The 19902-nt window shown below is 71.4% G+C and carries 15 protein-coding genes and 1 riboswitch; of the genes, 7 read left to right on the plus strand and 8 right to left on the minus strand.

The genetic code is table 11. The annotated features are described in order from the left end of the window. Positions 1-16 precede the first annotated feature (16 nt). The 6 genes from uca to BDD16_RS18210 are packed head-to-tail and all read right to left on the minus strand — an operon-like array spanning position 17 to position 7886. On the minus strand, positions 17-3625 hold the full coding sequence (gene uca, locus BDD16_RS18185) for an urea carboxylase (RefSeq protein ID WP_179635239.1): 3609 nt from the start codon (positions 3623-3625) through the stop codon (positions 17-19). Positions 3626-3629: 4 nt separating this feature from the next. Next, positions 3630-4292 (minus strand): urea amidolyase associated protein UAAP2, encoded by a 663-nt coding sequence (locus tag BDD16_RS18190; protein WP_179635240.1) that lies wholly within the window; start codon positions 4290-4292, stop codon positions 3630-3632. A gap of 16 nt (positions 4293-4308) precedes the next feature. Further along, the gene (locus BDD16_RS18195; RefSeq protein WP_179635241.1) at positions 4309-5115 is read right to left on the minus strand and encodes an urea amidolyase associated protein UAAP1; all 807 of its coding nucleotides are present in this window, start codon (positions 5113-5115) and stop codon (positions 4309-4311) included. Between the two features lie 37 nt (positions 5116-5152). Then, positions 5153-6034: an ABC transporter ATP-binding protein gene (locus BDD16_RS18200; protein WP_179635242.1), complete on the minus strand. Its 882-nt coding sequence runs from the start codon at positions 6032-6034 to the stop codon at positions 5153-5155. 2 nt (positions 6035-6036) lie between these two features. Next, positions 6037-6867: an ABC transporter permease gene (locus BDD16_RS18205; protein WP_179635243.1), complete on the minus strand. Its 831-nt coding sequence runs from the start codon at positions 6865-6867 to the stop codon at positions 6037-6039. Positions 6868-6875: 8 nt separating this feature from the next. Further along, positions 6876-7886, minus strand: a complete 1011-nt coding sequence (locus BDD16_RS18210) for an ABC transporter substrate-binding protein (protein ID WP_179635244.1) — start codon at positions 7884-7886, stop codon at positions 6876-6878. 74 nt (positions 7887-7960) lie between these two features. Continuing rightward, positions 7961-8095: riboswitch (guanidine-I (ykkC/yxkD leader) on the minus strand. A 261-nt stretch (positions 8096-8356) separates the two neighbouring features. On the opposite strand from BDD16_RS18210, the gene BDD16_RS18215 reads away from it, so the two are divergent. The 7 genes from BDD16_RS18215 (at position 8357) to asd (ending at position 16200) form a co-directional block, all read left to right on the plus strand. Beyond that, positions 8357-9481, plus strand: coding sequence for a BMP family ABC transporter substrate-binding protein (locus tag BDD16_RS18215; RefSeq protein WP_179635245.1), 1125 nt, complete (start codon positions 8357-8359; stop codon positions 9479-9481). 12 nt (positions 9482-9493) lie between these two features. After that, positions 9494-10606 carry an ABC transporter permease gene (locus BDD16_RS18220; protein WP_179635246.1) on the plus strand — a complete coding sequence of 371 codons (1113 nt, stop codon included), beginning with the start codon at positions 9494-9496 and terminating at the stop codon, positions 10604-10606. Further along, positions 10606-11541, plus strand: coding sequence for an ABC transporter permease (locus BDD16_RS18225; protein ID WP_246332598.1), 936 nt, complete (start codon positions 10606-10608; stop codon positions 11539-11541). The genes BDD16_RS18220 and BDD16_RS18225 overlap by 1 nt, the downstream gene beginning before the upstream one ends. A gap of 20 nt (positions 11542-11561) precedes the next feature. Further along, complete coding sequence (locus tag BDD16_RS18230; RefSeq protein ID WP_179635247.1) at positions 11562-12242, plus strand: cysteine hydrolase family protein; 681 nt, start codon at positions 11562-11564, stop codon at positions 12240-12242. Positions 12243-12249: 7 nt separating this feature from the next. Next, the gene (atzF, locus tag BDD16_RS18235) at positions 12250-14565 is read left to right on the plus strand and encodes an allophanate hydrolase (RefSeq protein WP_179635248.1); all 2316 of its coding nucleotides are present in this window, start codon (positions 12250-12252) and stop codon (positions 14563-14565) included. After that, positions 14526-15257 carry a GntR family transcriptional regulator gene (locus BDD16_RS18240; protein ID WP_179635249.1) on the plus strand — a complete coding sequence of 244 codons (732 nt, stop codon included), beginning with the start codon at positions 14526-14528 and terminating at the stop codon, positions 15255-15257. Before atzF ends, BDD16_RS18240 begins: the two co-directional genes overlap by 40 nt. 76 nt (positions 15258-15333) lie before the next feature. After that, positions 15334-16200, plus strand: a complete 867-nt coding sequence (gene asd / locus BDD16_RS18245; protein ID WP_179635250.1) for an archaetidylserine decarboxylase — start codon at positions 15334-15336, stop codon at positions 16198-16200. Positions 16201-16242: 42 nt separating this feature from the next. On the opposite strand, the gene BDD16_RS18250 is transcribed toward asd, so the two are convergent. Beyond that, complete coding sequence (locus BDD16_RS18250) at positions 16243-18465, minus strand: helicase-related protein (protein ID WP_179635251.1); 2223 nt, start codon at positions 18463-18465, stop codon at positions 16243-16245. 84 nt (positions 18466-18549) lie between these two features. Beyond that, positions 18550-19878, minus strand: a complete 1329-nt coding sequence (locus tag BDD16_RS18255) for a capsule biosynthesis protein (RefSeq protein WP_179635252.1) — start codon at positions 19876-19878, stop codon at positions 18550-18552. Positions 19879-19902: the final 24 nt, after the last annotated feature.

Here is a 19902-nt window from a genome sequence, read left to right on the forward strand (position 1 = left end):
TGGCCACGCTCCGGTGTCACTCAGAGATCAGCACCACCACTGACTGCCCCGCCCGCACCGAACTCCCTTCCCCGCAATTGACGGCCAGCACCACGCCGCCCACCGGCGCCACGACCGCAAACTCCATCTTCATGCTCTCGATCACGACCAGCGTGTCGCCGGCCCGCACCACTGCGCCGGGCGTGACGAGCACCTTCCAGACGCTCCCGGGCACCTGCGTCGCCACCCGCACCGCCGCGTCCGGCCACGCGTCGTCCGCCCCTTGCGCCGGCGCGCCGTCCGGCTCGGCGACGTAATCGGCCTGGCCCGCCACCTGCCAGCGGGTGCGCTCCTCGGCGAAGGCCTGGCGCTGCGTGGTGCGGAACGCCTCGATCGACGCGGCCTCGCGGGCCAGGAACGCCTCGTGGTCGCGCAGCGAGAACGTGCCCGCCTCGGTGCGCAGCCGGTGGCGGCCGACGGGGAAGTCGCGGCGGATCTGCGCCAGCTCGGCCTCGCTCACCGGGTAGAAGCGGATCTGGTCGAAGAAGCGCAGCAGCCAAGGCTTGCCCACCTCGAAATCGGTCGCGCCATCGCGGGCGTCGTGCCAGCGGTTCCACATCTGCAGCGTGCGGCCGACGAACTGGTAACCGCCCGGACCTTCCATCCCGTAGACACACAGGTACGCGCCGCCGATGCCGACCGCGTTCTCCGGCGTCCAGGTGCGCGCCGGGTTGTACTTGGTGGTCACCAGCCGGTGGCGCGGGTCCAGCGGCGTGGCCACCGGCGCGCCGAGGTAGACATCGCCCAGCCCCAGCACCAGGTAACGCGCCTCGAACACCGTGCGGAACACGTCGTCGACCGACCCCAGCCCGTTGATGCGCCGGATGAACTCGATGTTGCTCGGGCACCAAGGCGCATCCGGCCGCACCGACTGCTGGTACTTCTCGATCGCCAGCCGCGTGCTCGGGTCGTCCCACGACAGCGGCAGCCAGACCGTGCGCGAGGCCACCACCAGCTCGGCGTCGTCGGGCAGCGTGGCGGCCAGGTCGAGCAGCGTGTCGACCAGCACCGCGCGGTCGAGCTGGCGCGGCTCGAAATGCACCTGCAGCGAGCGGATGCCCGGTGTCAGGTCGACCACGCCGGGCAGGGCGCGTGCCTGCAAGGCCTGCATCAGCACATGCACCCGCAGCCGTAGCGCGATGTCCAGCACCAGCGGCCCGACTTCGAGCAGCACGTAGCGGTCGCCCGCCTGCCGGATCACGAGGTCGCCGCGCTGCACCAGCATGGGGCTGTCCGGCACCGCGCATTCCTCGGGCAGCGCCGCGCTGGCGGGCGTGTCCAGCGTCGCGACGGCCGCGTCCAGCGCCTCGGTGCGCCGCAGCGCGTCGGCGTGCGCGATCGGGACGAAGCGCAGCGTGTCGCCGGGGCGGAGCTGGCCGAGCTTCCAGCGCTCGCCCGCCACCACCACCGCCGGGCACACGAAGCCGCCCAGGCTCGGGCCGTCCGGGCCGAGGATGACGGGCATGTCGCCGGTGAAGTCGACCGCGCCGATGGCGTAGGCGTTGTCGTGCAGGTTCGACGGGTGCAGCCCCGCCTCGCCGCCGTCCGGGCGCGCCCAGGTCGGCTTCGGGCCGATGAGGCGCACGCCGGTGCGGCTGGCGTGGTGGTGGACCTGCCAGTCGGTGGCGTAGAAGGTGGCGATGTCGTCGGCGGTGAAGAAGTCGGGCGCGGCGTGCGGGCCGTGCAGCACGCCGATGCGCCAGGCGCGGGTCGGCACCGGCTGCACCGTGTCCGGCAGCGGCGTGAAGGTCGGCGCGCCACAGCCGGCCTCGTCCCCCAGCGGCAGCAGGTCCCCCGCCAGCAGCGTGCGCCCGCCATGACCGCCGAACTGGCCGAGCGTGAAGGTGGCGCGGCTGCCCAGGTAATGCGGCACGTCCAGCCCGCCGCGCACCGCCAGGTAGCTGCGCACCCCCGTCGCCAGCGCCCCCAGCCGCAGCACCGACCCCGCCGGCACGGCGTGCGCCGCGGCGTGGGTGAGCGGCTGGCGTGTGCCGTCGGGCGCCTCCAGCGTCGCCGGCATCGGCGCACCGGCCAGCGCGACCACGGCCGCCCGGTGAAAGCGCAGCGTCGGCCCGGACAGCGTGCATTCGAGCGTGGCCGCCTCCGCCGGGTTGCCCACCAGCCGGTTCGCCAGCCGGTGGCCCAGGTCGTCCATCGGCCCGGACGGCGGCACGCCCACGTCCCAGTGGCCGAGCCGCCCCGGCCAGTCCTGCACGCTGGTCTGCACGCCCGGCTCCAGCACCTCGACCGCCCGCGGCGCCGGCCGGAAATCCGCCAGCGTCGCCGTGACCACGCGGCCTTCGGTGAACACCGGCGCGTGGCTGAGGGCGCGCAGGTAGTCGAGGTTGGTGGCGATCCCGCCCAGGCGCGTGTCGGCCAGCGCCCGCTGCAGCCGCGCCACGGCGTCGGCGCGGTCGGTGCCGGTGGCGATCAGCTTGGCGAGCATCGGGTCGTAGTGCGGGGGCACGTCGGTGCCGCGCGCCACCCAGCCGTCCACCCGCACGCCCTCCGGCCAGACCACCTCGGTCAGCAGGCCCGCCGACGGCTGGAACTGGCGCGCCGGGTCTTCGGCGTAGAGGCGCACCTGGATGGCGGCCCCCCGAGGCTCGGGCGCGGCCAGCTCGAAGGCCTCGCCCCGCGCCAGCCGCACCATCCACGCCACGAGGTCGACGCCGGTGACCTGCTCGGTGACGCCGTGTTCCACCTGCAGCCGCGTGTTGACCTCCAGGAAGTAGAACGCCCCCGTGTCGGCGTCCAGCACGAACTCCACCGTGCCCGCCGAGCGGTAGCGCACCGCCCGCGCCAGCCGCACCGCCGCGTCGCAGAGCGCGGCGCGGGTGGCAGTGTCCAGCCCGGGGGCGGGGGTTTCCTCGACCACTTTCTGGTGGCGCCGCTGTGCCGAGCAGTCGCGCTCGCCCAGGGCCACCACCTGCCCGCGGCCATCGCCGAAGACCTGCACCTCGATGTGGCGGGCGCGTTCGACGAACTTTTCCAGGTAGAGGCCGGCGTCCTTGAAATTGGCCTGCGCCAGCCGCTGCACGCCGTCCCAGGCGGAGGCCAGCGCGTCGGCGTCGCGCACCAGCCGCATCCCGATGCCGCCGCCGCCCGCGGTGCTCTTGAGCATCACGGGGTAGCCGATGCGCGCGGCCGCGGCCTGCGCGCTGGCGAGGTCGGGCAGCAGGTCGGTGCCGGGCAGCAGCGGCACGCCGTGGGCGGCGGCCAGCGCGCGGGCGGTGTGCTTGAGGCCGAAGGCGCGCATCTGCGCCGCGTCCGGGCCGATGAAGGCGATGCCGGCGGCCTCGCAGGCGTCGGCGAAGGCGGGGTTTTCCGAGAGGAAGCCGTAGCCAGGGTGGATGGCGCCCGCGCCGGTGGCCCGCGCGGCGGCGAGGATCGCGTCGGCGTCGAGGTAGCTCTGCGCGGCCGGGGCGGGGCCGATGCACACCGCCTGGTCGGCCTGGCGGACATGGGCCGCGTCGGCGTCGGCTTCGGAGTAGACCGCGACGTTGCGCAGGCCGAGCTGGCGCAGCGTGCGCAGGATGCGGCAGGCGATGGCGCCGCGGTTGGCGATCAGGACGGTGTCGAACATCGGGTCACCAGATCACGAACTCGACGGGCGTCGGGTGGTAGGCGTTGCAGGGGTTGTTGAGCTGCGGGCAGTTCGACACCAGCATGTGGACGTCGATCTCGGCGCGCAGCTCGACGTACTTGCCCGGCGCGGAGATGCCGTCGGCGAAGGTGAGCTGGCCGTCGGCGGTGACCGGCACGTTCATGAAGAAGTTGATGTTGGGCACCAGGTCGCGCTTGCCCAAGCCGACGTCGGCGTTCTGCAGCGCGAGCAGGTAGTTGTCGCGGCAGTTGTGCATGAACTTCTTCTGCAGGGCGTAGCGCACCGTGTTGCTCTCCGCTGCACAGGCGCCGCCCAGCGTGTCGTGCCGCCCGCAGGTGTCGGCGACGAGGGTCAGCATCGCGCGCCCGAGGTTGCTCACCAGCACCGAGCCGGTGGTGAGGTAGATCCCGCCCTGGCGCAGCAGGGTGTCGGTGGCGCTGTAGTGCTCGGTGTTGTCGCCGGCGGCGTAGAAGATCACGTCGACGGCCTGGTTGCCCTCCAGGTCGACGATGCGCACGGTCTGGCCGGCGCGCAGCGTGGTGAACCAGGGCTCGCCCGCGGGCTGGCGGTGGCGGCGGGTGGCGGTGTCGGGGGAGAGCGGGCTCTCTTGCAGGCGGATGGCGGCGGCGGTGGTCGCTGTGGTCATGGCGTCGGCTCCGGGGTCAGCTCAGGGCGAAGACATCGCTGTTGTGCAGCGCCCGGGCGGTTTCCGGGCGGAAGCGGCGGCAGGGGTCGTCGGCCGGCGCCGGACCACATGTCCACGCGGCCACGCCGACCTTGCCGGGCGCGTAGCCAGGGCGCGGATCGAGCGGGTGCGGCGCAGTCGAGATCGCCACGACCACGTCCAGGTCCATGCGCAGCTCGACCTGCGCTCCCTGCACCGGTCGCTCGGCGTCGAAGACGAAGCGGCCCTCGCCGTCGACCACGACGCGGCTGAAGAGGTTGACCGGCGCGATCTGGTCGCGCACGGTCAGGCCGTGTTTGCCCGTCTCGATCAGCAGGCCGTCCCGGCCGCTGCGGTACATGCCGTTGCGGTGTTCCTGGTAGCGGTGGACGCCGTACTTCGCCTCCATCGTCGGCGTGTCGAGCAGCGCGCCGAGCGGGTCGTGCCAGCCCAGCGTGTCGAGCGTGAACGAGGCCAGCGCGCGGCCCATGTCGCTCATCAGCACGTGGCCGGCGCGGTAGTGCGCGGTGTGCTGGGCCTTGAGGCTGTCGGGCATGTTGTAGCGCTCCAGCGGGTTGTGGGCGGCGTAGAGCACGAGCGAGACGTTGGCGCGGGCGTCCAGCGCGGCGAAGCGCAGCGCCGTGCCGCGCGACAGCCGCCAGCTCCAGTGGCCACCGCCGGGCACGATCTCGCTCCAGACCACCCGCTCGGCGGGCAGGTCGGGGGCGAAGCGGCGCCACAGCGCGGGCGCGTCGACTGGCTGGTCGGCGGGCGGGTTGTCGAGGGTGTGGGTGGGGTGTTCCATGGCGGCGAAGGGGTCGGAGTTCGGGGGCGGTTCCGTGTCAGCGGGCCAGGTCGATCGAGCCGGCCCGCGACAGGCGCGCCAGCAGCTCGGTGTCGGTCTGCATGCCCGAGGTCGCACGGATGCGTTCCAGCAGCGTGCGTTTCAGTGCGGTGAATTCGGGGGCGAGCTTCATGTCCTGCGTGCGCAGCGCGGGCAGCGGCACCGGGTGGATCGAGTCGATCCGCCCCGGGCGCGGCGCCATCAGCACGACCTGGTGGCCGAGGTAGAGGGCTTCCTCCACGTCGTGGGTGACGAAGACGATGGTGGTGCGCTCCAGGCGGTGGACGTGCAGGATCAGGTCGTGCATCACCTCGCGGGTCTGCGCGTCGAGCGCGCCGAAGGGTTCGTCCATCAGCAGCACCTGCGGCCGGCTCATCAGCGCGCGGGCGATTGCCACGCGCTGCTGCATGCCGCCGGAGAGCTGGCTCGGGTAGGCACGCGCGACATGCGCCAGGCCCATCAGCCGCAGCAGCGCGTCGGCGCGGCCGGAGGCGGCCTCGACGTCGGCGTCTGTGCGGTCGCGGGTGTGGGTGGCGAGCTGGCGGCTGAAGCGTATGTTGTCGAGCACGTTCAGCCAGGGGTAGAGGCTGTAGTGCTGGAACACCATCGCGCGCTCGCGCCCGGGGCCGTCGATCGGCTGGCCGTCGCAGCGCAGATCGCCCGCGCTGCGGTGCTCCAGCCCGGCCAGCGTGCGCAGCAGCGTCGACTTGCCGCAGCCCGAGGCGCCCACCAGCGTGACGAAGGCGTTGTCGGCGATGTCGAGGTCGACGGCCTGCAGCGCCACCGTGCGCGCCGCGCCGTGGCCGAAGGTCTTCCAGACGCCGCGGGCCTGCAGCTTGGGGCGGTCGGCGTCAGGCCGTGGGGACAGGTCGGGCGCCATGCTCAGTGCCTCGCGTGCAGGTAGGGAAACGCGCGCCGGTGGGCCCAGCGCAGGCCCTGGTCGATCACCAGCCCGATCAGGCCGATCAGCACGATGCCGGCGAAGATCTTGTCGGTCTGCAGGAAGCGCTGCGCCTTCAGGATCGCGAAGCCCAGCCCCGAACTCGCCGCCACCAGCTCGGCCACCACCAGGTAGGTCCAGGCCCAGCCCATCGTCACCCGCAGCGTGTCCAGCAGCGCCGGCTTGGCCGAGGGCACCAGCACCCGCTCCACGACCTCGCGCCGGGACGCGCCCATCGTCTGCGCGGCCTCGATCTGGGCCTGTGGCACGCGGCGGATGTCCTCGGCCACCATCAGCACCATCTGGAAGAAGGTGCCGATGAAGATGACCGCGACCTTGGCGCCCTCGTCGATGCCGATCCAGACCATCACCAGCGGCACGAAGGCCACCGCCGGCATGTAGCGGATGAAGTCGGTCAGCGGCTCCAGCAGCGCCTGCAGCGTGCGGAAACTGCCGATCAGCAGCCCCAGCGGCAGCGCCACCAGCGCCGACAGCGCCCAGCCGCCGAGCACCCGCAGCGTGCTGATGCCGATGTCCTCCAACAGCCCGTCGGCCCACCAGGTGGCCAGCCGCGCCAGCACCGCCCCCGGACCGGGCAGGAACACCGGATCGACCCAGCCACTGCCGGCCAGCGCCATCCACCCCAGCAGCGGCAGCAGCAGGCCCAGCGCCGTCAGCACCAGCGCCCGCCGTGGCGGAATCGTGCCGCGCACCGCCCACCACGGCTGCGGCTCGGGCAGGAACTCGGGGGTCTGCACGGAGGAGGTGGACATGGCGCGGCTTACTTCAGCGCGTCGGCCAGCAGGCTCGCGTCCACGCCCTTCAGCGGGTCCGGCTTGCCCTCGATCAGCTTGTGGGTCAGCAGGAAGCTGGCGATGGTCGGGGCCACGCCCACCAGCGAGCCGGGGGCCTTGGCGTCCAGGGCGGTCTTGTTGGCCGCGGCGTCGAAGAACTTCGTGCCGGGCAGGAAGACGGTGTATTCCTCCGGCTTCAGGCTGACCACCTTGCTCATGATCTTCGCCGCCTCGGCTGGCTGCTCGCGGATGAACTTCTCGGTGTCGAACCAGGCCTTGATCATCCCGACCAGGTCCTTGCGCTTGGTGGCGATGGCCTTGTCCTGCGCGACCAGCAGGTCAGGGATCAGGCCGGGCATGTCCTTGGAGGTGAACAGCGTGCGGCCCTTGCCACTCTTGGTGATCTGGTCGATCCACGGGTTCCAGACCACCGCGGCGTCGACCCGCCCGGCGATGAAGGCGGCGGCGGCGTCCCCGGCGGCGAGGTTGGTGATCTTCACGTCGGCAGGCTTCAGGCCGTTCTTGGCCAGCGCGGTGGCCAGCACGAAGTGCGAGACGCTGTACTGCTCCAGCGCGACCGACTTGCCCTTCAGGTCGGCGAAGGACTTGATCTTGGGGCTGACCAGCAGCGCGTCGTTGCCGGCCGAGTTGTCGTTGACCAGGATGGCCTTGAGCGGCAGGCCCTTGGCGAGCGGGCCGAGGGTGTCGGACCAGGTCTGGGAGTTGGCGTCAAGCTGGCCGGCGGAGAGGGCGGAGATCGAGTCGGTGTAGTTGGCGAACCAGACCAGCTTGACGTCGGCGCCGTGTTTCTTGAAGAAGCCTTTCTGCTCGGCGACGTACCACGCCACCCAGCCCGGCCAGTCGGACACGCCGACCTTCACTTCGGCGGCGGCTGGCAGCGCGTGTCCGAGCCCGAACGCCAGGGCCACAACGCCCAGCGTGGCGCGGACACGGTTCGAGGAGGAGGAGGGGGAACGGCGTGAGCGGAAGAGACGCATGGCAACAGGCTCCTGGATGGACGGGATCTGGACAGATCTGGACAGACACAGGAAGCCACCTCGCACCGAAGTGAACCTCCCGGGCTTTTGTCCCGCCGTGGAGCCTGAGCACCGTCGGCGCCGTGGTCGGGCACCGGGTGCTTGAGGCCGGTCGCTCTCGGACCAGTCGCGCCGCGTGGTGCAGCGCCGGAACCCTAGCGGCCTTGCAGTGGCGATACGAAATCGCTTCCTGGTGGAAAGCGTATGCAAGCGCTGTGCCCGGTCTCCGCACCGGCTCGGACCGTGACATCGCACCGCTTTTGCACAGCACCAGCGCCAGCCCGGTGCATCGGCGCGCCTGTTTCGGTGCCCCCGGACTGCGCGGGTACCGAGCCTCCTGCGGACCGGGGCGTGGCACGCGAACTGCTTGTATACCAGCTGAAGTTCAACTGGTCCCCAACCCGTTCTCAACCCTTTGCCGGAGTGTTCCCATGCGCGCTTTGCCCCCGAATCCGAACCGCCGTGACTGGCTGCGCACCGTCGGTGCCACCGGCGCCGGTCTGGCCACCGCCGGTCTGCCCGGTCTGGTGCTGGCCCAGAAGCCGATGACGCTGGGCTTCATCTACGTCGGTCCCAAGGACGACTTCGGCTACAACCAGGCGCACGCTGAAGCCGTGGCCGTGGTGAAGAAGATGGCCGGCATCAAGGTGGTCGAGGAAGAGAACGTGCCCGAGACCAACGCCGTGCAGAAAACGATGCAGGGCATGATCTCGCAGGACGGCGCCACGCTGCTGTTCCCGACCTCGTTCGGCTACTTCGACCCGCACATGCTGGCGGTGGCTGGCAAGAACCCCGACGTGCGCTTCGCCCATTGCGGCGGCCTGTGGAGCGAAGGCAAGCACCCGAAGAACATCGGCAGCTTCTTCGGCTACATCGACGAGGCGCAGTACCTCAACGGCGTCGTCGCCGGCCACATGACGAAGTCGAAGAAGCTCGGTTTCATCGCGGCCAAGCCGATCCCGCAGGTGCTGCGCAACATCAACGCCTTCACGATGGGCGCCCGCTCGGTCGACCCGACCATCACCACGCAGGTCATCTTCACCGGCGACTGGTCGATGCCGGTCAAGGAAGCCGAGGCCACCAACAGCCTGGCCGACCAGGGCGTCGATGTCTTCACGATGCACGTCGACGGCCCGAAGGTGATCGTCGAGACGGCGGCCAAGCGCGGCAAGTTCGTCTGCGGCTACCACGCCAGCCAGGCCAAGCTCGCCCCGAACGCCTACCTGACCGGCGCCGAGTGGAACTGGGTCACCGCCTACACGCAGATCATCGAAGCGGCCAAGGCCGGCAAGCCGCACCCGAACTTCGTCCGCGGCGGGCTGAAGGAAGGCTTCGTCAAGACCTCGCCCTACGGCGCGATGGTGCCGGAAGGGGCGCGCAAGGCCGCCGACGGCGTCAAGGCGGCGATGGTCGCGGGCAAGTTCGACATCTTCAAGGGCGAACTCAAGGACAACACCGGCAAGGTCGTCATCCCGAAGGGCAAGGTCTACAAGCAGACCGATGTCGAGCTGGAGTCGATGAACTACCTGATCGACGGCGTCATCGGCAAGGTCTGAGGCGGGGCCACCATGCGCACCCTGGCCGCTGCCACCTCCGCTCCCGCTGCTGCTCCTGCTCCGTCCGACGGTCACTGGCGCGAATCCGCCGAGGCGGTGGCGCTGCCGGTGCTGGCGCTGGCCGGGGCGCTGCTGGCGTTTGGCGTGTTCGTCTGGCTGTCGGGTCGCGACCCGGTCGAGGCCTGGGTGCTGCTGTTCAAGGGCGCGTTCGGCGACAGCTTCTCGTGGCAGAACACGCTGCAGCGCGCCGCCCCCCTGATGCTGACCGCGCTGGCCGTGGCGCTGCCGGCGCAGGCGGGGCTGACGGTGATCGGGGGCGAGGGCGCGCTGGTGCTCGGGGCGCTGGCGTGTGCGGCGCTGCCGATGCTGGTGCCGTCGCTGGCGGGCTGGCCGGGGACCGGGCTGATGTTGCTGGCGGGGGCGCTGGCCGGGGCGGGCTGGGTGGCGCTGGCGGGCTGGCTGCGGCAGGCGCGCGGGGTGAACGAGACGATTTCCAGCCTGCTGCTGGGCTACCTGGCGATCGCGCTGTTCAAGCATGTTGTGGAAGGCCCGCTGCGTGACCCCGCCAGCCTGAACAAACCGTCGACACCGCCGGTGGCCGAGTCGGTGCGCATCGGCGGCCTGCCGTGGGACGGCGCGGTGACGGACGTGCATTGGGGGCTGGCCTGGGGCGTGCTGCTGTGCCTCGCGGCGGGGGTCTGGCTGACGTTCACCGCCTCGGGTTTCGCGCTGCGGGTGGTGGGCGGCAATGTGCGGGCGGCGCGGCTGGTCGGGCTGCCGACGCTGGGGCTGATCTTGGCCGGGTGTGCGCTGGGCGGCGCGGCGGCGGGGCTGGCCGGCGCGATCGAGGTGCTGGCGGTCCACACCTCCGCCAACGCCTCGCTGATCGCCGGCCTGGGCTACACCGGCATCCTGGTGTCCTTCGTTGCGCGCCACAACCCGTGGGCGATCCCGCCGGTGGCCATCCTGTTCGGCGGTTTTGGCGCGGCGGGCAGCTTGCTGCAGCGCCGGATGGACCTGCCGGACGCCTCGGTGCTGGTGCTGCAGGGCTTTGCGTTCGTGCTGATCCTGGCGGCCGAGGCCGGGCGTGGCCGGCTGTTCGGTGGTTCCGGTCGAGGTCGATGATGTCGATGACGGGCACAGGTGAATTCCTCTGGTTCGACGTGCTGCTGGCCGTGCTGGGCGGGGCGGTGCGCGTGGGAACCCCTTTCCTCTTCGTCAGCCTGGGCGAGTGCCTGACCGAGAAGTCCGGGCGCATCAACCTCGGGCTGGAGGGCGTGCTGGTGCTGTCGGCGATGGCCGGGTTCGGCGGCAGCTACTGGAGTGGCTCGCCGTGGATCGGGTTGTTGATCGCGGGGGGCAGTGGTGCGGCGCTGGCGCTGTTGCACGGCCTGCTGTGCTCGCTGCCGCGGGTCAGCGACGTGGCCACCGGCATCGCGCTGATGCTGTTCGGCGCGGGGCTGGCTTTCTACCTCGGCAAGCCGCTGATCCAGCCCCAGGCGGCGCAGATCCCGGTGATCGCGCTCGGCGGCTGGAGCGATTCGCCCGCCGTGCAGTCGGCGCTGTCGATCAACGCGCTGTTCCCGCTGGGCGTGGTGCTGGCGGTGCTGCTGCAGTGGGGGCTGGCGAACACGCGCTGGGGGCTGATCGTGCGCATGGCGGGCGACTCGGCTGACGCGGCGCGGGCGCTGGGCTACTCGGTCAACGGCGTGCGCATCGCGGCGACCACGGCGGGCGGGTTCATCGCCGGGCTGGGCGGGGCCTCGCTGACGCTGGTCTACCCGGGGAGCTGGAACGAAGGGCTGTCGAGCGGCCAGGGCCTGATCGCGGTGGCGCTGGTCATCTTCGCGCGCTGGCGCCCGCTGGCCTGCCTGGGGGCGGCGCTGCTGTTCGGTGGTGCGGGTGCGCTCGGGCCGGCGCTGCAGTCGGTCGGCGTCACCGGCTACTACTACCTGTTCAACGCGGTGCCGTATGCGCTGACGTTGCTGATCCTGGTGCTGACCTGCTCGCCGAACCGCGCCATCCGCGGGGCGCCGGCCGAGCTGGGCGTGCAGCGCTGACACCTCTCCGGGAGACCGACATGCCTGTCCATCTGAATTCCGTGCCCTATCCCTGGCCGTATGACGGCCAGTTCACGCCGGCCAACACCGCGCTCGTCATCATCGACATGCAGACCGACTTCTGCGGCGTCGGGGGCTACGTCGACAAGATGGGCTACGACCTCAGCCAGACGCGCGCCCCGATCGAGCCGCTGAAGCAACTGCTCGCCGAGGCCCGCCGCACCGGCCTGCACGTCATCCACACCCGCGAAGGCCACCGCCCGGACCTGTCCGACTGCCCGCCCGCCAAGCGCCTGCGCGGTGCGCCGGGTCTGCGCATCGGTGATGCCGGACCGATGGGGCGGCTGCTGTTGCAGGGCGAACCGGGCCACGCGATCATTCCGGAACTGGCGCCGGTCGACGGCGAGCTGGTGCTCGACAAGCCAGGCAAGGGCGCGTTCTACGGCACCGACCTGCAGGCGCGTCTGGCCGAACGTGGCATCACCCACCTCGTCTTCACCGGCGTGACCAACGAGGTGTGCGTGCAGACCACGATGCGCGAAGCCAATGACCGCGGGTACGACTGCGTGCTGATCGAGGACGCCACCGAAAGCTATTTCCCCGAATTCAAGGCCGCCACGCTGGCGATGGTGCGCGCGCAAGGCGCCATCGTCGGCTGGACCGCCACCTCCACCGACCTGATCGCCGCGCTGCCCGGATGACGCCACGATGCCGACCATGACCCCCCCGTTGCCGACCACGATCGCCGGCTGGCTGAGCGCTTACCGCGCGGGCGCCCGGCCCACCGAGCTGATCCCGGCACTCGCTGCCCGACTGGCCGAGGACGACCCGGCCTGGATCCTGCGCTGCGACGCCGCGTACCTGACCGCGCAGCTCGACCGCCTCGCCGCGCTGCAGCGCGAGGGGCGGGCGCTGCCGCTGGCTGGGGTGCCGTTCGCGGTGAAGGACAACATCGACGTGGCGGGTCTGCCGACCACCGCGGCCTGTCCCGCCTTCGCGTACACGCCCGAGCGCCACGCCACCGTGGTGCAGCGCCTGCTCGACGCGGGCGCCATCCTGATCGGCAAGACCAACCTCGACCAGTTCGCCACCGGGCTGGTCGGCACCCGCTCGCCGTACGGCGCGGTGCCGTGCCCGCTCGATCCGCAGCGGGTCAGCGGGGGCTCCAGCTCGGGCTCGGCGTCGGTGGTGGCGCGCGGGCTGGTGGCCTTCGCGCTGGGCACCGACACGGCCGGGTCGGGCCGCGTGCCCGCCGGCTTCAACCACCTCGTCGGGCTGAAGCCGACGCCGGGGCGGGTCGGCATGCACGGCGTGCTGCCGGCCTGCCGCACGCTGGACGTGGTGTCGGTCTTCGCGCTCGACGTGCCGGACGCGGCCCGCGTGCTCGCTGTGATGGAAGGGCCGGACGACGGTCCGGTGTTCCAGAGCGCCGCGCAGCGTCCGGCCTGGCTGGGTCGGCTGGGCCGGCCGCTGCGGGTGGGGGTGCCGGCCGATGTGTCGGCGCTGGATGAGGCGCTGGGCTACCGGGTGGCATGGACTGGCGCACTCGCACGGCTCACCACCCTGTCGCCGACAGCGGCGGGCGGTGCGCCGGCCTGGGCGGGCGAGGGCATCGAGATCGTGCCGATCGACATGGCGCCCTTCGATGCCGTGGCCCGACTGCTCTATGACGGCCCCTGGGTCGCCGAGCGCCACAGCGTCGTCCAGGACCTGATGCGCACGCAGCCCGACGCGATCGACCCGACCGTGCGCCGCGTCATTGCCCGCGCCGCCGAGTTCGACGCCACCGCCGCGTTCGAGGCGCGCTACCGGCTGGCCGAACTCGCCCGCGCCACCGAGGCGGTCTGGCAGGGCATCGACGTGTTGCTCGTGCCGACCGCGCCGACGCACCCGACGCTGGCCGCGGTGGCCGCCGAGCCGGTGCTGCGCAACAGCGAACTCGGGCGCTACACCAACTTCGTCAACCTGCTGGGCTTGGCGGCACTGGCGGTGCCGGCGGGCGAGACGCCGGCCGGGCTGCCGTTTGGGGTCACCTGGATCGCGCCGGGGGGCTCGGATGCTGCGCTGGCCGCACTCGGCACCTGCTGGCAGCTCGCGGCCTCGCCGGGCACGCAGCCGGTCGGCGCCCACCTGCCGGCGCTGACGGCCGCTGATCTGCAACCCGCGACACAGCCCGCGAGTGCCCCGACGCTGGCGCTGGCCGTCGTCGGCGCCCACCTGCAAGGGATGCCGCTGCACGGACAACTGATCGAGCGCGGCGCCCGGCTGCTGGCGCGCACGCACACGGCGCCGCGCTACCGGCTGCACGCGCTGCCCGGCACCGTGCCACCCAAGCCCGGTCTGGCGCGTGTCGGCCCCGGCGAGGCGGGTCACGCGATCGCGCTGGAGGTCTACGAACTGCCGATCGACCAGGTGGGCAGCTTCCTCGCGCTGATCCCGCCGCCGCTGGGGCTGGGGACGGTCGAGCTGGCCGACGGTACCTGGGTCAAGGGCTTCATCTGCGAGCCGGCCGGGCTGCTCGGGGCGCCGGATGTCAGCGCGTTCGGTGGCTGGCGGGGCTACATGGCCGCGGGTGTCACGCCGGCTGCCGCGCCGGTGGGGCTGTCCGCCGACCGACTGGACCTGCCGGCGACCCACGCAGAACTCGGCCCGCTGTTCGACGCCTACGAGGCCGCGCTGATGGCCAACGACGTCGAGGCGCTGACCGGCTTCTTCTGGGACGACCCGCGCGTGACCCGCTACGGCATCGCCGACCGCCAGTGGGGCGCGGACGCGCTGGCGACGTGGCGTGCCGGGGTGCCGGCGCCGAACTTCACGCGGCAGCTGCTCCACCCGCGGGTGCTGGGCCTCGGGTCGGACGTGGCGATCGTGCAGGTCGAGTTCCTGCGCAGCGACACCGCGCTGCGCGGCTTCCAGACCCAATGCTGGGCGCGCATGGCCGGCCTCGGGTGGAAAATCGTGGCCGCACACGTCAGCATGATCGAATGGCCACAACCCCTCCAAGCCTCCCCCGCGACCGATTGACCCCGGCCACGCCCCCTGCGCCCAACCTCGCCGAGCACGCCTACGCCGAGGTGAAGCGCCTGATCTTCGACTTCGTGCTGATGCCCGGCGATCACTTCTCGGAGAGCGAGCTGGCGCGCCGCGTCGAGGTCAGCCGCACGCCGCTGCGCCAGGCCCTGCAGCGGCTGCAGCGCGAAGGCTTCCTGCGTGTCTTCCCCAAGCTGGGCTGGCAGGTGGCGCCGCTGGACTTCGACACCTTCGACGAGCTGTATGACCTGCGCGTGCTGATCGAATGTGCGGCGGTGCAGCGGCTGTGCGAGGTGGAAGAGCGTCCCGGTCTGCAGGCGCTGGCCGAGGTGTGGCTGGTCGAGGCGGCGGACCGGATCGCTGATGGCGTGGCGGTCGGTGCGCTGGACGAGGCCTTCCACCGTGCGCTGGTCGCCAGCAGCGGCAACCGCGAGATGGCCCGCGTCCACGCCGACATCACGGAGCGCATCCGCATCATCCGGCGACTCGATTTCACCAAGTCCGACCGCGTGGCCGCGACCTACGACGAACACGCCCGCATCCTCGGCGCCATCACCCGCCGCCGCAGCGACGAGGCCCAGCGCCTGCTGCGCGCCCACATCGGGCAGAGCAAGCTGGAGGTGCGCCACATCACGCTGGACATGCTCTACCGGGCGCGCGAGCCGGCGCGGTCGGGGCCAGCCTGAGCGGCAAACCAGCGAAATTTCACACCCCGGGCCGTCGCTACAATGGCCCGCCCTCACGCCAGCCCCCTCCCGCGCCATGTCCGACCGTCTTGCCGTCCTGCCCCAGTACCTCCTTCCGAAGCAGGCCCTGACCACGTTCGCCGGCTGGGTGGCCCGCAAGGAGCGCGGCGCCGTGACCACCGGCATCATTCGCCGCTTCGTGCGCCGCTACAACGTGAACATGGCCGAGGCGCTGAACCCGGACATCGTCAGCTACAAGAGCTTCAACGACTTCTTCACCCGCGCGCTGAAACCCGGCGCCCGCCCGCTGGCCAAGGCGGAGCTGATCTGCCCGGTGGATGGCGCGATCAGCCAGTTCGGCCGCATCGAGCGGGACCAGGTCTTCCAGGCCAAGGGTCACCGCTACTCGACCACCACGCTGGTCGGCGGCGACGCGCAGCTGGCCAGGCAGTTCGACGACGGCCTGTTCGCCACGCTCTACCTCAGCCCGCGCGACTACCACCGCATCCACATGCCCTGCGACGGCCGGCTGCTGCGGATGATCCATGTCCCCGGCGAGCTGTTCTCCGTCAACCCGACGACGGCGCGCGGCGTGCCCGGCCTGTTCGCGCGCAACGAGCGGGTGGTGTGCGTGTTCGAGGGGCCGCGCGGGCCGTTCGTGCTGGTGCTGGTCGGCGCCACCATCGTCGGCAGCATGGCCACCGTCTGGCACGGGCTGGTGAACCCGCCGCGGCCCGGCCACCTGCGCGACTGGACCTATGCCGACCAGGACATCCGCTTGAAGCAGGGCGAGGAGATGGGGCGCTTCCTGCTCGGTTCGACCGTGGTGATGCTGTTCCCGAAGGACGCGCCGGGCGCCGGGGCGGCGCTGGCGTTCAATCCTGGGTGGCAGCCGGCCGGGCCGATCCGCCTCGGCGAGCTGATGGCGGATCGGGTGGTCTGACTGGGTGGGTGCCCGCCTGCGCGGGCATGACGAGGCGTCGTGTCAACCGCGCCGGCCGCCGCGGGCCTGCCACAGCGGCTTCTTGGCCTTGAGCTGGCGCTCGATGCCGTCGTTCAGCCGCGCGCGCAGGTCCACCACCTCGTCCACCTGGCCATAGATGCCGGGGAAGCGCAGGTCCAGCCACAGCCACAGCGTGCAGGTGCGCAGCGTCTGCTCCATGCGCTCCAGGCGGCTGTGCTCGTCCACGTCGTTCAGGAACCACGCGGCGCCGGCCTGACCGGACCTGGCGTGGTGCCCGGCCCATTCCAGGAACTGCTTGACCTGCGCATCGGTGCGCGTGTCCACCGGCGCCTGCGCATAGACGAAGCGCTGGCGCAGCGGCAGGTTGCCGGCGACCTGGTCGAGCTGCGCGGCGAGGTCGAGCATCTGGTCGAGTTCCGCCACGGCGAAGTGGGCGTTGTCGAGCTGCAGCTGCTCGACGAAGATCCCCAGCACGTCGCGCAGCCGGCTCTTGCCCAGCCGGCTGGCGATGGTGTCGATGTGCCACCAGTTCGGGGCGACTGGCGCCTTGAAGTCACGCGGCGCCTTGGGCACCTTGGGCAGCAGCGCCTTGAGCGTGCGCAGCGCCGTCGGCTCGGCTTCCTTCAGCACGCCGCAGAAGCCTTCCTCGTGGATGCCGAAGCGCCCGGCGCGGCCGGCGATCTGGTGGACTTCGGACTCGGTCAGCGGCCGGTCGCCCTGGCCGTCGAACTTGGTCATGGTGCTGAACAGCACGCGCCGCACCGGCAGGTTCAGGCCCATGCCGATCGCATCGGTGGCCACCAGCACATGCGACTCGCCGGTGGCAAAGCGCTCGGCCTCACGCCGGCGCACTTCCGGCGGCAAGGCGCCGTAGATCACCGAGACGACCTGTCCGTTGGCCGCCGCCTGGTCGCGCAGCATCAGCACGTCACGGCGGCTGAAGGCCACGACCGCATCGCCCTTCTTCAGCGAACTGAGCGACACCGGTGCGGGCAGCAGCTCGACGTGCTGCTTGCGCTCGAAGCGCTGCACCGTGCATTCCTCGCCGCACAGGCCCAGCAGGTTGCGCAGCGCCTCGACCGCGTAGTCCGAGCAGATGATCAGCAGCTCCTCCGCCGGCACGGCCACGATGGCCTGGGTCCACGCCCAGCCGCGGCTGTGGTCGAAGATCATCTGCGCCTCGTCGATCACCGCCACTTCGATGGGCTTGTTGGTGTCGACCATCTCGATGGTGCTGGAGACAACGCGGGCGCCGTCGGCGGGCACGCTTTCCTCGCCGGTGCGCAGCGAACACGGCACGCCCCGCGCGGCCAGCCGGTCGCGGCCTTCCAGCGCGAGCAGGCGCAGCGGCGCGAGGTAGGCACCGGCCTTGGCCTTGGCGAGACGCTCGAAGGCCTGGTACGTCTTGCCGCTGTTGGGCGGGCCGACGAACAGCGTCACCTTGCGCTGCAGGCGGCGGGCCTGCGGGAAGCTGTCGGGGTAGCCCTGGAAGGCCAGCTCGCTGCTCAGGCCCTCCATGGTGTCCTGTTCGTTGACGCGGTGCTCCCAGCGGTCCTGGGCCCGGGTGCAGGCGGCCATCAGGCTGTCGAGCGGCTGTGCGGTGGCGCACTCGGACTGCAGTGCGGGCAGCAGCGAGCCGATCTGCCACAGGTTCAGCTCGGCGCTGCGGTTGACCAGCCGCTCCAGATGGGCGCCGAGCGCTTCGGCATGCGGGTAGTCGGGCAGGGTGCTCAGGGCCTTGATCAGCGCCGGCTTGTCCCCGGTGCGGAAGAAGTCCCACACGGCCTGTGCCGGCACGGGCTGGTGGTGCGTCACCGTCAGGCGCCAGCCCTGGGCATGGAGCTGCACGCCCTGGCGCGCTTCGCGCTGCCATTCGTCGCCGCGCCGGGCCACGCCCTGGGCGTCCAGCGTCGTTGCGCGCTCCAGCATCAGTGCCCGCACGCTCTGGCCCGAGCCGACCACGTTCAGGTGCTGCAGCGCTTCTGTCATCAGCGCCGGGTCGATCCAGCGGCTGGGTCGCTGGCCGGGCACCGCCTTCTGCAGCAGGATCAGGCCGAGGCCGTCCAGATGCGCATCCGCCTCGGCGCTCTGCTCCATCTGGTAGTCGATCGGCTGCACGACCTGGGGCAGCAGATAAGCCGCCAGGCGGATTCGGTCAACCTGTTCCGGCGTGAGATGGGACGGGATGCGGCTGGCGTGGCGGGGCTGGGGCAGGGGACGGGGAGCTGTTGTTGTAGCGGACATCGGGGGCGGCGCAGGGCCTGGGTTCAATCGTCAGAAGAGCCCGAACTCTACAGCGTCGGCGCCGAGCCGATCGGTCCGGGCGTTTCAGGCATCCGCCACGTCGTGGATCCGGGCGGAGGGCAGCTCCACCGAAGGCAACTCGGCGCGTCGGGTCTGGCGGACGGGGTTGTGCACGCTGGGTGGGCGTCCCTGCAGGGCGGGCGCACTGGCATAGAAGCTCGCGTTGAGCTGCGTGTGCGCGACGAGGTGGTGCCGGAAGCGCTGGTAGAGCGTCTGGTTGACCTTGCCCGGCTCCTGCCAGAACGAAGCGAGCGGGCCGCTGTGGACCAGACCCGGCATGCTGTAGACCGCCTCGCCCAGCGTGATGACCGGCGCGCCGTGGTGCAGCGCCTGCAGGCCGACCGTGCTGTTGATGGTGATGACGCCGCGGGTGTGGTCCAGCAGCGTCGGCAGGTGCTGGTCGTGCAGGTAGACCACGCGGTGACCGAGGTTCAGCCGCTGCGCTTCCCTGTGGATGTGGCGCCGGTAGTCGCTGTAGGCCCGGTCCATCGGGTGGTGCTTGATGACCAGACCAACGTCGCCGGGGGCGTGCTCGGCGAACGAGGCCATCACATCGCTGATGAAGGCCTCGATGCTGCCGTAGGGGGAGTGGTGCGTGATCTGGCTGTCGGATTGCACCTGCAGCGGCACCAGGAACCAGCGCTTGCTCTGGTCCGGACTGGTGAGCCTGGCGTGCCAGCCGCGTTCGCTGAACTGGTAGCGCAGGTGGCGCAGGTAGCTGCGTGCCCAGCGCAGCGGCTCGGTGACCGGGTTGAGCGAGCGGTGGTAGGTCTGGTGCGGGAACCACGGGCGCAGGGCGAGTGCCGCGATGCCGTAAGCCGCGGCGATCAGGGCCGTGCGCCGGATGTTCTGGGTGGTCGGCTGCGGGGGCGGCTGGCGGGGCAGGTGCTGCTCGGCGTAGAAACCCGCCGAGCGAGGCAGGCGCGACAGCGCGTTGACCCCCCGGCGCTCGATGGTGACGTAATTCGGGCGCAGATAGCCTTCCTCGAACACGAAGACGCCCACACCGAGTTCGAGCGCCACCTCGCGTGCCACGCAGTGGATCGGTCGCATCTGGCCGAAGAGCACCACGGCATCGATGCGCTGGCGCTTCATCAGGTCGCGCAGCCAGCCGGCCAGGGCTTCGGGCCGGCCGGTGTAGCGCAGCGCGCCACCCTGGCGCCAGAAGAGCTGGTCCCCGCCATTGAAATGCACCTTGGTGACGTGCTGTCCCTGCTTGGTCAGGAGGGCCGCCAGATCGCTGAAGAACCAGCCCATCGGTCCTTGCAGGATCAGCGTGTGGCGCCGGTCGACCAGTGCGCGGAACGCGGTGGGCCACGGTGGCAGGCTGGCATTCTCGGTGGCAGTCGGCATGGTGGCAGAGGGGGCTTCAGCGTG

Origin of the sequence: Sphaerotilus montanus, from assembly GCF_013410775.1 — a bacterium.
Lineage (GTDB): Bacteria > Pseudomonadota > Gammaproteobacteria > Burkholderiales > Burkholderiaceae_C > Sphaerotilus > Sphaerotilus montanus.

Excerpts from the sequence above, each read along its gene's own strand:
- uca (WP_179635239.1), bottom strand. The coding sequence starts at position 3,625 with ATGTTCGACACCGTCCTGATCGCCAACCGCGGCGCCATCGCCTGCCGC.
- BDD16_RS18190 (WP_179635240.1), bottom strand. The coding sequence starts at position 4,292 with ATGACCACAGCGACCACCGCCGCCGCCATCCGCCTGCAAGAGAGCCCG.
- BDD16_RS18195 (WP_179635241.1), bottom strand. The coding sequence starts at position 5,115 with ATGGAACACCCCACCCACACCCTCGACAACCCGCCCGCCGACCAGCCA.
- BDD16_RS18200 (WP_179635242.1), bottom strand. The coding sequence starts at position 6,034 with ATGGCGCCCGACCTGTCCCCACGGCCTGACGCCGACCGCCCCAAGCTG.
- BDD16_RS18205 (WP_179635243.1), bottom strand. The coding sequence starts at position 6,867 with ATGTCCACCTCCTCCGTGCAGACCCCCGAGTTCCTGCCCGAGCCGCAG.
- BDD16_RS18210 (WP_179635244.1), bottom strand. The coding sequence starts at position 7,886 with ATGCGTCTCTTCCGCTCACGCCGTTCCCCCTCCTCCTCCTCGAACCGT.
- BDD16_RS18215 (WP_179635245.1), top strand. The coding sequence starts at position 8,357 with ATGCGCGCTTTGCCCCCGAATCCGAACCGCCGTGACTGGCTGCGCACC.
- BDD16_RS18220 (WP_179635246.1), top strand. The coding sequence starts at position 9,494 with ATGCGCACCCTGGCCGCTGCCACCTCCGCTCCCGCTGCTGCTCCTGCT.
- BDD16_RS18225 (WP_246332598.1), top strand. The coding sequence starts at position 10,606 with ATGTCGATGACGGGCACAGGTGAATTCCTCTGGTTCGACGTGCTGCTG.
- BDD16_RS18230 (WP_179635247.1), top strand. The coding sequence starts at position 11,562 with ATGCCTGTCCATCTGAATTCCGTGCCCTATCCCTGGCCGTATGACGGC.
- atzF (WP_179635248.1), top strand. The coding sequence starts at position 12,250 with ATGCCGACCATGACCCCCCCGTTGCCGACCACGATCGCCGGCTGGCTG.
- BDD16_RS18240 (WP_179635249.1), top strand. The coding sequence starts at position 14,526 with ATGGCCACAACCCCTCCAAGCCTCCCCCGCGACCGATTGACCCCGGCC.
- asd (WP_179635250.1), top strand. The coding sequence starts at position 15,334 with ATGTCCGACCGTCTTGCCGTCCTGCCCCAGTACCTCCTTCCGAAGCAG.
- BDD16_RS18250 (WP_179635251.1), bottom strand. The coding sequence starts at position 18,465 with ATGTCCGCTACAACAACAGCTCCCCGTCCCCTGCCCCAGCCCCGCCAC.
- BDD16_RS18255 (WP_179635252.1), bottom strand. The coding sequence starts at position 19,878 with ATGCCGACTGCCACCGAGAATGCCAGCCTGCCACCGTGGCCCACCGCG.